Origin of the sequence: Azovibrio sp., from assembly GCF_049658005.1 — a bacterium.
Classification (GTDB): domain Bacteria; phylum Pseudomonadota; class Gammaproteobacteria; order Burkholderiales; family Rhodocyclaceae; genus Azovibrio.
Genome location: NZ_JBASOH010000109.1, coordinates 93,354 through 105,340, shown reverse-complemented (window position 1 = coordinate 105,340; position 11,987 = coordinate 93,354). Strand labels below are relative to the sequence as shown.

Annotated in this window: 11 protein-coding genes; 9 read left to right on the top strand and 2 right to left on the bottom strand. The window is 65.5% G+C overall.

Annotated elements, in window-relative coordinates; genetic code table 11:
* Together WBH99_RS09985 and WBH99_RS09980 are read right to left on the bottom strand one after the other, a co-directional pair.
* Nucleotides 1–223: nucleotidyltransferase family protein (locus WBH99_RS09985; RefSeq protein WP_424219931.1), on the bottom strand; the 223-nt coding region annotated here is incomplete at its 3' end.
* A gap of 10 nt (nt 224–233) precedes the next feature.
* Nucleotides 234–1,259 carry an aminoglycoside phosphotransferase family protein gene (locus tag WBH99_RS09980; protein ID WP_424219930.1) on the bottom strand — a complete coding sequence of 342 codons (1,026 nt, stop codon included), beginning with the start codon at nt 1,257–1,259 and terminating at the stop codon, nt 234–236.
* Nucleotides 1,260–1,355: 96 nt separating this feature from the next.
* On the opposite strand from WBH99_RS09980, the gene WBH99_RS09975 reads away from it, so the two are divergent.
* From WBH99_RS09975 to pyrF, 9 genes are all read left to right on the top strand, one after another.
* A complete protein-coding gene (locus WBH99_RS09975; protein ID WP_424219929.1) occupies nt 1,356–3,788 on the top strand; it encodes an LPS-assembly protein LptD in 2,433 nt (810 codons plus the stop codon).
* Nucleotides 3,789–3,793: 5 nt separating this feature from the next.
* Complete coding sequence (locus WBH99_RS09970) at nt 3,794–5,104, top strand: peptidylprolyl isomerase (protein ID WP_424219928.1); 1,311 nt, start codon at nt 3,794–3,796, stop codon at nt 5,102–5,104.
* Nucleotides 5,104–6,150 carry a 4-hydroxythreonine-4-phosphate dehydrogenase PdxA gene (pdxA, locus tag WBH99_RS09965; RefSeq protein ID WP_424219927.1) on the top strand — a complete coding sequence of 349 codons (1,047 nt, stop codon included), beginning with the start codon at nt 5,104–5,106 and terminating at the stop codon, nt 6,148–6,150. The genes WBH99_RS09970 and pdxA overlap by 1 nt, the downstream gene beginning before the upstream one ends.
* On the top strand, nt 6,147–6,983 hold the full coding sequence (rsmA, locus tag WBH99_RS09960; protein WP_424219926.1) for a 16S rRNA (adenine(1518)-N(6)/adenine(1519)-N(6))-dimethyltransferase RsmA: 837 nt from the start codon (nt 6,147–6,149) through the stop codon (nt 6,981–6,983). Before pdxA ends, rsmA begins: the two co-directional genes overlap by 4 nt.
* A 22-nt stretch (nt 6,984–7,005) precedes the next feature.
* The gene (locus tag WBH99_RS09955) at nt 7,006–7,869 is read left to right on the top strand and encodes a peptidoglycan DD-metalloendopeptidase family protein (protein WP_424219925.1); all 864 of its coding nucleotides are present in this window, start codon (nt 7,006–7,008) and stop codon (nt 7,867–7,869) included.
* A 130-nt stretch (nt 7,870–7,999) separates the two neighbouring features.
* The gene (locus WBH99_RS09950; protein ID WP_424219924.1) at nt 8,000–8,431 is read left to right on the top strand and encodes a MaoC family dehydratase; all 432 of its coding nucleotides are present in this window, start codon (nt 8,000–8,002) and stop codon (nt 8,429–8,431) included.
* Nucleotides 8,432–8,488: 57 nt separating this feature from the next.
* A complete protein-coding gene (locus WBH99_RS09945; protein WP_424219923.1) occupies nt 8,489–9,676 on the top strand; it encodes an MFS transporter in 1,188 nt (395 codons plus the stop codon).
* A 188-nt stretch (nt 9,677–9,864) separates the two neighbouring features.
* Nucleotides 9,865–11,040 carry an Eco57I restriction-modification methylase domain-containing protein gene (locus tag WBH99_RS09940; protein ID WP_424219922.1) on the top strand — a complete coding sequence of 392 codons (1,176 nt, stop codon included), beginning with the start codon at nt 9,865–9,867 and terminating at the stop codon, nt 11,038–11,040.
* On the top strand, nt 11,037–11,882 hold the full coding sequence (pyrF, locus tag WBH99_RS09935; protein ID WP_424219921.1) for an orotidine-5'-phosphate decarboxylase: 846 nt from the start codon (nt 11,037–11,039) through the stop codon (nt 11,880–11,882). The genes WBH99_RS09940 and pyrF overlap by 4 nt, the downstream gene beginning before the upstream one ends.
* The last annotated feature ends 105 nt before the right edge of the window (nt 11,883–11,987 follow it).

The following is an 11,987-nucleotide window of genomic DNA, read 5'->3' as shown; positions in this document are numbered from 1 at the left end:
GGATCTTTAGCCCCCATGAGGCGCCGTCGCCCAGGGCGGCGGGGATCTGCTCGCCCAGATGCGCGAGGTTGATCACCACTTCGCGAAAGCCGGCCCGGGCCAGACGCTCCAGGTGCCAGACGATCAGGGGTTTGCCGCCCACGGCCAGGAGCGGCTTGGGGGTGTGGTCGGTGAGGGGGCGCAGGCGTTCGCCGCGGCCCGCGGCGAGGATCATGGCGCGCATGGAATCGGCTTCAGAAGGTTAGGCCCGCTTCCACGGCTTTCCCCTCCAGCGCGTCGAGCAGGATCAATAGGGGCTTCAAGGCGAGGTAGCGGCCCGCCACCTTGCGGGCATAGCCGATGAAGCGGGGCAGGTCGGTGAGGTAGTGTGCCTTGCCATCGCGGTAGTTGAGGCGGCAGAAGATGCCCAGCACTTTCAGGTGGCGCTGCAGGCCCATCCACTCGTAGGCCCGCCAGAATTCGCCGAAATCGGCAGGCACGGGCAGGCCCGCGTCCCGCGCCTTTTCCCAGTAGCGCACCACCCAGTCGATTTCCTGCTCCTCCTCCCAGGAGATGAAAGCGTCCCGGAACAAGGAGACGACATCGTAGGTGATGGGGCCATAGACCGCGTCCTGGAAGTCGAGCACGCCGGGGGTGAGCCGGGCTTCGCTCTCCACCACCATGAGGTTGCGGGGCATGAAGTCCCGATGCACGAACACCTGGGGCTGGGCCAGGGCTGATTCGATCAGGAGCGAGAAGGTGGTGTCCAGGATCTGCCGCTCCTTGTCGTTCAGTTCTCGGCCCAGGTGGCGATCGATGAACCATTCCGGGAACAGCTCCAGCTCCCGGCGCAGCAGGGCGGCGTCGTAGGGGGGCAGCACGCCGGGGCGGGAGGCCCGCTGCCAGCGCACCAGCACGTCCAGCACTGGACGCATCAGGGCATCGGCCAGGCCCGGCTCGGCCTGGAAAGCGGCCAGATAGCCGATGCGGCCGAGGTCGGTGAGTAGCAAAAAGCCGTTTTCGAGATCGGCGATTTCCACTTTCGGGGCATGAAGGCCCGCCTCGGCCAGAAGCCCGGCCACGTGCACGAAGGCGCGGCAGTCCTCCTTGTCGGGCGGGGCGTCCATCAGGATGCGGGTGCTGCCATCGGGCAGGGTCAAGCGGAAATAGCGGCGAAAGCTGGCGTCGCTAGAGGCTGGGGCGATGCCGATTTCGGCATGGGGGTAGCGGGGCGCGAGGCGGGCCGCCACCCATTCTTGCAGTTCTTTGTCGCGGGACATGTGGACGGGAGGGGTTCGATGTAAAATGCCGCGATTCTAGCACCGCCGCCGGCCTGCTTTTTTTCCCCTCAAGCCCCGCAAGCAGACGCTCACTTCATGACCGGATCCCCCCGCCGCCCCCTGCACCTTCTGTTTGCCTGCCTCTTTTCCGGCAGCCAGATGGCCCAGGCGACGCCGGTCATCCCGCTTGAAAGCCAGGCCCCCGCCGACCAGGAGCCTTCCCGGCTGGTGCCGATCCTGCTCGACCCGCAGGCGGATGAATATCGCGACAGCCAGGTTGCAACCCCGCTGGTCTTGCGCCAGAGCCGCCGCATGCGGCCCATCCCGCCCAAGAGCAAGGAGGCCCGCCCCTCCTTCCTGATTGCCGACCAGATCGAAGGTCAGTCGGATACCTCGAGCAAGGCCGAGGGCACCGCCGAATTACGCAAGGCCGACACCCTGCTGTTTGCCGACCGGATCACCCATCACAATGTGGAAGACGAAGTGGAGGCGGAAGGCCATGTCCGCCTGACCCAGGAAGGCGTCACCCTCAGCGGCCCCTATCTCAAGCTGCGGATGGCCGATCAGATCGGCTATTTTGACCAGGCGGAATACCAGATCCGCCGCATGGTGGGCAGCCAGAACAACCGCCGATCCCCCGCGCCGGGGATGGCGCCCGCCCTGCCGGCGCTGCCTCCGCGCCAGAGCACGGCCTACGGCCAGGCGGAACGCATTCATTTCGAAGGGGAAAACCAGTTCCGCATCGAAAACGGCACCTACTCCACCTGCAAGCCGGGTGAGGTGGACTGGTATGCCAAAAGCAGCGAGATCAAGCTGGACTACGACGAGAACCGGGGGCAGGCCCGCGATACGTCGGTGTATTTCAAGGACATTCCCTTTCTCTACACCCCCTACCTGGATTTTCCCCTCAACAATCAGCGCAAGTCGGGCATCCTGGCCCCCACCTTCGGTTCCAGCACCCGGACCGGTCTCGATTTTTCCATTCCTTATTACTGGAACATCGCCCCCAATTACGATGCCACCATCACGCCCCGGGTCATGGCCAAGCGTGGCCTGCAGCTGGGGACCGAGCTGCGTTACCTGGATGCCTTCACCAACACCGAGGCCCAGTTTGAATACATGACCCGGGACAAGGAACTCGATGCGCGACGCTATGCCTATACCTTGCGCCACACCCAGACCCTGGGTTACGGGTTTGCCACCCGCATCAACTGGAACGGGGTCTCCGACGACGACTACTTCACCGACCTCTCCAACCGGGTCGTCAGCACCTCCCAGCGTCAGCTGCCCAAGGAATTCACCCTGGATTACGGCCGCGAATGGTGGAGCGCCAGCCTGCAGACCCTGCGTTACCAGACCCTGAACCCCGGCGACGAAAGCGCGATCGACAATCCCTACTTCATCTCGCCGCGGATCAACTTCAATGCCCGTATTCCCGAGTGGCATGGCCTGGACCTGCAGGCCGTGGGGCAATACACCCGATTCACGCACACCTCGCTCGTGCAGGGTGATCGCACCGTGTTTTACCCTCAGATTTCCCTGCCCTACGTTCAGCCCGGCTTTTACATCACCCCCAAGTTCGGGGTGCATGCCACTCATTACGCCCTGTCGCAACAGCTTGCGGGGCAGCCAGAATCCCTGCAACGCACCCTGCCCATCTTCAGTCTCGATGCCGGCATGACCTTCGAGCGGGACATGACCCTGGGCGGGCGGGAATGGACCCAGACCCTGGAACCCCGCCTGTATTACCTGAATGTCCCCTACAAGGACCAGAGCCAGTTCCCCATTTTCGATACGGGCCTGGCCGACTTCAACTTCGGGCAGATCTTCAACGAAAACCGCTTCAGCGGCTATGACCGGGTCGCCAATGCCAACCAGCTGACCGCTGCCCTCACCACCCGCCTGATCGACCCCGGGACCGGCGCCGAACAGTTGCGGGCGATGATCGGTCAGCGCTACTATTTCGCCGATCCCAAGGTCGGCCTGCCTGGCGAAAATCTGCAGCAGAACAAGCTCTCCGACTTCCTGGCCGCCTTCACCGGCCAGGTAGCCCCCAAGACCTATGTGGATGTGGCCTGGCAATACAATTTCAACAACTCCACCAATGAGCGCTTCACGATTGGCTCCCGCTACCAGCCGGCCCATGGCCAGGTCATTTCCGCCACCTACCGCTACAACCGGGGCAGTTCCCAGAGCCTGGGCACCATGGACCAGATCGACCTGGCGGCCCAGTGGAACCTTTCCGGCCGCTGGCATGTGGTGGGTCGCTACAACTATGCCTTCGACAGCTCGCGGCTGGTGGAAGGCATCGCCGGCCTGGAATACAACGCCGGCTGCTGGGCAGGACGTTTCGTGGCGCAGCGCCTGGAGTCCACCGCCGGGTCGCCCAATACCAGCCTGTTCTTCCAGCTCGAACTCAACGACTTTGGCCAGATCGGTTCCAACCCCATCCATATGCTGCAACGCAGCGTTCCCGGTTACAGCAAGATCAACGAACTGCCCTCGGGCAGCCTCCTGAGCAACGAGTAAAAACCATGCGCCTGAATCTTTCCACCCTGCTCCTCCTGCTCGGCCTGCTCGGCCTTTGTGCCCCGGCCGTTCTCCAGGCCCGTCCGGAAGTCCTGGAAGCCGACCGCATCGTGGCCGTGGTCGGCAGCGATGTCATCACCTTGTCCGAACTCCGGGCCCGGGTCCAGTCCGCCACCGCCCAACTGCAACGTCAGAACACCCCGCTACCCCCCCAGGAGGTCCTGGAGCAACAGATGCTCGAACGCATGATCATCGACAAGGCCCAGCTTCAGGCCGCCCACGACATGGGGCTACGCGTCGATGACCAGCAACTGGAACAGGCCATTGCCCGCATCGCCGCCAACAACAAGATGAGCCTGGAGCAGTTCAAGGCGGCCCTGGAAAAAGACGGCATCCCCTATGCCAGTTTCCGGGAAGAAATCCGCGATGAAATCACCATCTCCCGCCTGCGCGACCGGGAAGTCGACAGCCGCCTGGTGATTTCGGATGCGGAAATCGACAATTTCCTGGCCCAAACCAGCGCCAAAGGCCAGCAGGAGGAATACCAGATCGCCCATATCCTGTTGCGCGCCCCGGAATCCGCCAGCCCGGAACAGTTGCAAAAACTCAAGACCAAGGCCGAAAACATCCTGAAGCGGGCCCGCAGCGGCGATAACTTTGCCGAGCTGGCCGCCTCCTATTCCGATGCGCCCGATGCCCTTCAGGGCGGCAATCTGGGCTGGCGTACGCTGGAGCGCATGCCCGCCATCTTTTCTGAAGCCACGGCCAAGCTGCAGCCCAACCAGGTCAGCGACCTGCTGCGCTCGCCCAATGGTTTTCACATCATCAAGCTGCTCGGCAAACGCGGCGGAGAGCAACAAGCCGATGGTGGCGTGCGCCAGACCCTGGCCCGGCATATCCTGATCCGGGTCAGCGAAGTGGTTTCCGAAGCCGACGCCAGGCGCCGCCTCGAAGACCTGCGCGAGCGCTTGAAGCATGGCGAAGATTTTGCCGAACTGGCCCGCCTCTACTCGCAGGACGGTTCCGCTGTCAAGGGCGGCGAACTCGGCTGGCTCAATCCCGGCGACACCGTGCCCGAATTCGAACGGGCCATGGATGCGCTGCAAGAGGGCGAAGTCAGCGAGGTGATCCAGTCCCCCTTCGGCTTTCACCTGATCAAGGTGGAAGCCCGCCGCACCCAGGACTTGAGCCAGGAAAAGCAGCGCCTGGCCGCCCGCCAGGCCTTGCGGGCACGCAAGATGGACGATGCCTACCAGGACTGGCTGCGCCAGCTGCGCGACAAGACTTATGTCGAATACCGCCTGAAAGAAGAGTGATGCGCCCCCTGATCGCCGTCACCTCCGGCGAACCGGCGGGCATCGGTCCCGACCTCTGCCTGCGCCTGGCAGAAACCGATACCGGCGCCCACCCCCTGATCCTGGCTGACCGGGGATTGCTGCAAACCCGCGCCCGGCAACTCAAACTGGCGGTCGCCCTGCGCGACTTCGTTCCTGGCCGGGCCTACCTGCCCGGAGTGCTGGACGTGCTGCACCGCCCTCTGGCCGGCCCCTGCCAGGCCGGCCTGCTCGACCCGGTCAACAGCCCCTATGTGCTCGGTCTCCTCGATGCCGCGCTGGGCGGTTGCCTGCATGAGGAGTTCGACGCCATGGTCACCGCCCCGGTGCACAAGGCGGTGATCAACGAGGCCGGCATCCCGTTCACCGGCCATACCGAATATCTGGCCGAAAAAACCCGCACCCCCAAGGTGGTGATGATGCTGGCCGGCGATACGGAACGCGGCCCCCTGCGGGTCGCCCTGGCCACTACCCACCTGCCCCTGCGGCAAGTCGCCGACGCCCTCACCCCGGCCAGCCTCACCCAGGTGATCCGCATCCTGCACCATGAGCTCAAACGCAAATACGGCCTGGCCGCCCCCCGCATCCTGGTCACCGGCCTCAACCCCCACGCCGGGGAAGGGGGGCACCTGGGCCGGGAAGAAATCGAAGTCATCACCCCGACCCTGGAGCAACTGCGCCAGGAGGGCTTGCAGCTGATCGGCCCCCTGCCCGCCGACACCCTGTTTACCCCGCCGGTCCTCAGCCAAGGCGATGCCGTCCTGGCCATGTACCACGATCAGGGCCTCGCCCCTCTCAAATACGCCACTTTCGGCAAGGGCATCAACGTCACCCTGGGCCTGCCCATCATCCGCACCTCCGTCGACCACGGCACCGCCCTGGACCTGGCCGGCACCGGCCGCGCCGACCCGGGCAGCCTGTTCGAAGCCGTGCGCGAAGCCGCCCGCATGGCCACCCATGCCGCCCATGCCGCCCATGCCGCCCCTGCCACCCGTGCCGCCCGTGCCGCCCCGCGAAAGCCTGCATGAAACCTGAAAAGCACCGCCCCCGCAGCCCCCGCGGCCCATCCACCCAGGCAGGCCACGCACCTCGCAAACGCTTCGGCCAGAATTTCCTGGTGGACCGGGGCATCATCACCGCCATCGTCCAGGCCATCGACCCTCAACCCCAGGACACCGTCGTGGAAATCGGCCCCGGCCTCGGAGCCCTCACCGAGCCCCTGATGCAGCGCGTGGAGCCGCTACATGTGATCGAAATCGACCGGGACCTGATCGCCCGCCTGAAGAAACTCCACAGCCGGGAACGCCTCACCCTCCATGAAGGCGACGCCCTGAAATTCGATTTCGGCAGCCTCGGCCCGCGCCTGCGGGTTGCCGGCAACCTGCCCTACAACATCTCCACCCCGCTACTGTTCCACCTGGCCGCCTTCGCCGAACAGATCCGGGACATGCACTTCATGCTGCAAAAGGAAGTGGTGGAACGCATGGTGGCCGAACCCGGCGATTCGGCCTACGGACGCCTCTCGGTCATGCTCCAGTACCGCTTTTACCTGGAATGGCTGATCGACGTACCTCCCGAAAGCTTCGACCCGCCGCCCAAGGTGCAGTCCGCCGTGGTGCGCCTGATACCCAAGCCCCGGGAAGAACTGCACGCCAGGAGTCAGGAACACCTGGCCCAGGTGGTCGCCGCCGCCTTCTCGCAACGCCGCAAGATGCTGCGTAACACCTTGAAGGGCCTGTTTACCGAGGCGGAACTGGAAGCCCTGGAAATTCCCCTCACCTGCCGCGCCGAAGAACTCTCGCTGGAAACCTTCGTGCGCCTGGCCAATCACCTCGGTTCAAGAACGGGGCAAGGTCAGTGAATCCTGCAAAAATCGGTGGCGCATGACGCTACGGCGCCGTTTCCCTCGCCTGGCCCTGCTGCTCGCCCTGCTCTGCCTGCCCCCTGCCCTGCGCGCCCAGCTACACCCCCTCGCCGTACCAGGCGGGGTGGCGCGACTGGAACTAGGACCCGATACAGCCGCCCGTCCCCAGCTCTGGCTGGGCGATCAGCCCGTCACCGTGCTCGCCCGCCAAGGCCGCTGGCAAGCCCTGGTCGGCATTCCCCTGGATACGCCGGCAGGCACCCTGATTCTGCGCCAGGGCCCCAGGCCGGATCAGGGTTCGCCCCTGGCCCTGCGCGTCGAGCCCAGGCAATACCCGGTCCAGAACCTGCGGCTGAAGAACAAGGGCCAGGTGGAACTCTCGCCGGAAAACGAGGCCCGCGTCGCGCGTGAGCACGAGGAGATCGCCCGCTTGAAGCGGCACTGGCGCGATACGCCCTATGTCGATACCGATTTCGTGCGGCCCGCCGCAGGCCGCCTGTCCGGCCGCTTCGGCGTCCGCCGGTTCTTCAACGGCCAGCCCCGCGCCCCTCATTCGGGCCTCGACATCGCCGCCGCGCGGGGTACGCCGGTACGCACGGTCTCCGGCGGCCAGGTGCTGGCGGTGGCCGACTATTTTTTCAACGGCCGCTCGGTCTTCATCGACCACGGCCAGGGGCTGATCAGCCTGTATTGCCACCTGGACGGCATCGACGTGCACCCCGGCCAGGGGCTGGAAAAAGGCGCCCCGATCGGCACGGTCGGCTCCACCGGCCGTTCGACCGGACCCCATCTGCACTGGACGATGGTGCTCAACGGCACCAACGTGGACCCCGCCTTGTTTCTTCATCAAAGCGCCGGGACAAGCCTTGACACCCGCCCTTGACACCCGCCCTTGACACCGGCCCTTGATACCAGCCCTTGACCCAAGCCCGGTATAATCCGGGCCCGCATCACCCGGCACCCCCTTGCAACCCTTGCATCCCCTGCCCCTCAACCAACCCAGGAGTTTCCCCATGAATGCACAGAACGGCCATGACATCGAAGACCTGCAACCCGGCATGAGCGCCAGTATCGCCAAAACCATTACCGAAGCCGACATCGTGCTGTTTTCCGGCGTTTCCACGGACACCAACGCCGTGCACCTCAACGAGGAATTCGCCAAGACCACCCCGTTCGGCGGCCGCATCGCCCACGGCATGCTTTCTGCCAGCCTGATTTCCGCCGTGCTCGGCAACCGCCTGCCCGGCCCCGGCACCATCTACCTCGGCCAGACCCTGAAGTTCAAGGCGCCGGTGCGCCCCGGCGACACGGTGACCGCCACCGCCACGGTGAAGGAAGTGATCGTGGAAAAGAAGCGGGCCATCATCGAAACCGTGTGCACCGTCAATAGCAAGGTGGTCATCGAAGGCGAAGCCACCATGCTGTGCACCAGCCGCGCCGGCTGAACTTTGCAGCGCCAGCCCGCCTTGCCAGCCGGGATCTCTCCCCCATCCCGGCCCGCCTTGCCATCCCCCCGCCTTGCCATCCCCCTGATCGTGCTGGCGCAACTCTTTGGCACCTCCCTCTGGTTTTCCGCCAACAGTGCCGCCGCTGACCTGATCCGGGTCTGGCAGCTGGCCCCCGCCGATCTGGGCAGCCTCACCAATGCCGTGCAGGCCGGCTTCATCGCCGGCACCCTGGGGTTTGCCCTCACCGGCCTGGCCGACCGCTTTCCTGCCAGCCGCATCTTCGCCCTCTGCGCCCTGCTCGGCGCGGCCGGCAATGCCGCCTTCGCCCTGCTCGCCACGGGCCTCGAGAGCGCCCTCGCGCTGCGCTTTTGCGTCGGCCTTTGCCTGGCCGGGATCTATCCCCTGGGGATGAAGATGGTGGTGAGCTGGGCCCCGGAAAAAGCCAGTTCCACCCTGGCCTGGCTGGTCGGCATGCTGACCCTCGGCACCGCGCTGCCCCACGGCATCCGCCTGGCCGGCGCCCGCTGGCCTTGGCAGGAGGTGATCCTCACCTCATCCGCCCTCGCCCTGCTGGCGGGGCTGATGATCTTCTGCCTCGGCGACGGCCCCCATTTCCGCCGCCGCCTAGATGCGCCGCGCCTCAAACTCGGCCAGGTGTTGCTGGCCTTCACCCAGCGCGAGTTTCGCGCTTCGGCCTTAGGCTACTTCGGCCACTGCTGGGAGCTCTACGCCTTCTGGACCCTGGTGCCGCTCCTGATCGTCCAGACCCACCTCGATCTCGCCCTGGGCCAGAGCGTGGCGGGGCTTTCCTTTGCCATCATCGGCATCGGCGCCCTGGGCTGTGTCGTAGCCGGCCAGCTCTCCCGCCGCCTTCCCGGCGCCAAGGTCGCCGCCCTGGCGCTGGCCGTTTCCGGCGGCTGCTGCCTGCTCTATCCCTGGGCTACGGACGCCCCGGCCCCCTGGCTCCTCGCCTTCCTGCTGCTTTGGGGGTTTGCGGTGATTGCCGACTCGGCCCAGTTCTCCGCCCTCTCGGCCCGGGCCTGCCCGGCGGATCTGGTCGGTAGCGCCCTCGCCATCCAGAACGCCATCGGCTTTGCCCTCACCATGGTCTCCATCCAGCTCGCCACCCGCCAGCTGGAAGCCTGGGGCAGCCACACCGCCTGGCTGCTGCTGCCCGGCCCGGTGCTCGGCCTGATCGGGCTCCATCCGCTCTGGAAACGCAGCGCACATGGCGTTTCATGACGGAACGAAGCCGCACTGCTTTGAAAACCCTTCTTTCCGCTGCTGTGCCAGCCCCTCGCCCCCTGCCAGACGGCTCCAGCGAGCCGGAGCGGGTACGAACCAATCCCCGCGACGAGATCGCCGTTTGGCCCGGCTTGCCAGGAGTGCGAAAATGGCGGCCCTTTCCGGCTTTCCCTCCCCCCGCTTTCATGTCAAACCGCGACGTCGTAGAGCTTGGCCAGGTGTTCACGCCCCCCGGCGTAGTGGGCCTCATGCTCAGCCTGTGCCGTAACGAGGGGCGGGTGCTGGAGCCCTCGGCGGGAGCGGGGGCCTTCCTGAAAGCCTTGCAAGACAAGGGACGGGACGTTGTTGGCATCGAGATCGACCCAAAGGTGGCACCCGAAGGCGCCCTGGTGCAGGATTTCTTTGCCTATCCCAGCACGGAGCAGTTCGAGACCATCATCGGCAATCCGCCCTATGTGCGCTTCCAGGACATTCCCGAATCCACCCGCGCGCTCTTGCCCATGGCGCACTTCGATGCGCGCAGCAATCTGTTCCTGTTCTTCATCGAGAAGTGCGTACGCCACCTGAAGCCGGGTGGCGAGCTGGTGTTCATCGTGCCAAGGGAGTTCGTCAAACTCACGGCGGCGAGAAAACTCAATGCCTGGCTCCATCGTGAGGGCAGCATCACCGATTTTCTCGAAACCGGAGACGGCCGCATCTTCGGCCCCTATGTGCCCAATTGCGCCATCTTCCGGTTCGAAAAGGGGCGAACGGATCGCACCCTGAATGATGGCCGCCGCTTTACCGAGGTGAATGGGCAGTTGATGTTCCTGCGCGAGGATTACCGCCTGCCGCTTGCCGACTTGTTCGAGGTCCGGGTGGGCGGGGTTTCCGGGGCGGATGACATCTTCACCCATCCGGAGGGTAACCTCGAGTTCGTCTGTTCCCGCACCGTGGACACGGGCGAGACCCGGCGCATGATCTACGGCCTGCGCCACCCCCACCTCGAAGCCCACAAGGAGCGCCTGCTCGCCCGGCGGGTGCGGTACTTCGATGAAGAAAACTGGTGGCAATGGGGCCGGGCCTATCCCCGCAATGACCGGCCGCGCATCTATGTCAATGGCCGGACCCGCCGGCCGGAACCCTTCTTCCTGCACCCATCGCCCCATTTCGACGGCTCCATCCTGGCCCTCTTTCCGAGGAACCCCGACCTCTCCCGCCGCGACCTGATCCAGGCCGTGGGGATGTTGAACCGGGAGGTGGATTGGCAGGAACTGGGCTTCATCTGCGACGGCCGTTTCCTGTTTACCCAGCGCAGCCTGCAGACCTGCCTGTTGCCAGACGCCTTCTCCCGCTTTCTCGCGCAAAACAAATGCCCATGACCTTCATCGAATCCCTCGCCGCCGCCTGGCAGAACAACGATTCCCTGCTCTGTGTCGGCCTCGACCCCGACCCGGCCCGGTTCCCCCCTCACCTCGCCGGCCGCGCCGATGCCATCTTCGAATTCTGCCGGAGCATCGTCGATGCCACCGCCGATCTGGTGTGCTGCTTCAAGCCCCAGATCGCCTACTTCGCCGCCCACCGCGCCGAAGACGCGCTGGAAGCCCTGATCGCCCACATCCATGACCGCCATCCGGGCATCCCGGTGATCCTCGATGCCAAGCGGGGCGACATCGGCAGCACCGCCGAGCAATATGCCCTCGAAGCCTTCGAGCGCTTTCGCGCCGATGCCATCACGGTCAACCCCTACATGGGCCGGGATTCCGTCGAGCCCTATCTGGCCTACCCGGAGAAGGGGGTGATCCTGCTTTGCCGCACCTCCAACCCCGGCGGCAGCGACCTGCAGTTCCTCGATGTCGGCGGCGGCGAAAAACTGTTCGAGCGGGTGGCCCGGCTGGTGGCGGACGAATGGAACCGCACCGGCCAGTGCGCCCTGGTGGTGGGCGCCACTTACCCGGCGGAAATCGCCCGGGTGCGCGAACTCACCGGCATCATGCCGCTGCTCGTCCCCGGCATCGGCGCCCAGGGGGGAGACATCGAAGCCACGGTGAAGGCCGGCCGCACCCTGGGCGGCACCGGGCTGATGCTCAACTCCTCGCGGGCCATCCTCTACGCCGGGGCGGGCGAAGACTTCGCCAGCGCCGCCCGCAAGGCCGCCGAGGAAACCCGCGCCACCATCAACCGCTACCGCGCCCCGGCCTGGCCTGCGCGGCGAGAGAGCTGAATCACACCATGCCGATCATAACGCCGGGCCTGGCTCTCCAGCGTCATCCCCGGCGGTTCCAGGCCGTCGTTTCCAAGCCGTCGTTTCCAGGCCGTCGTTTCCAGG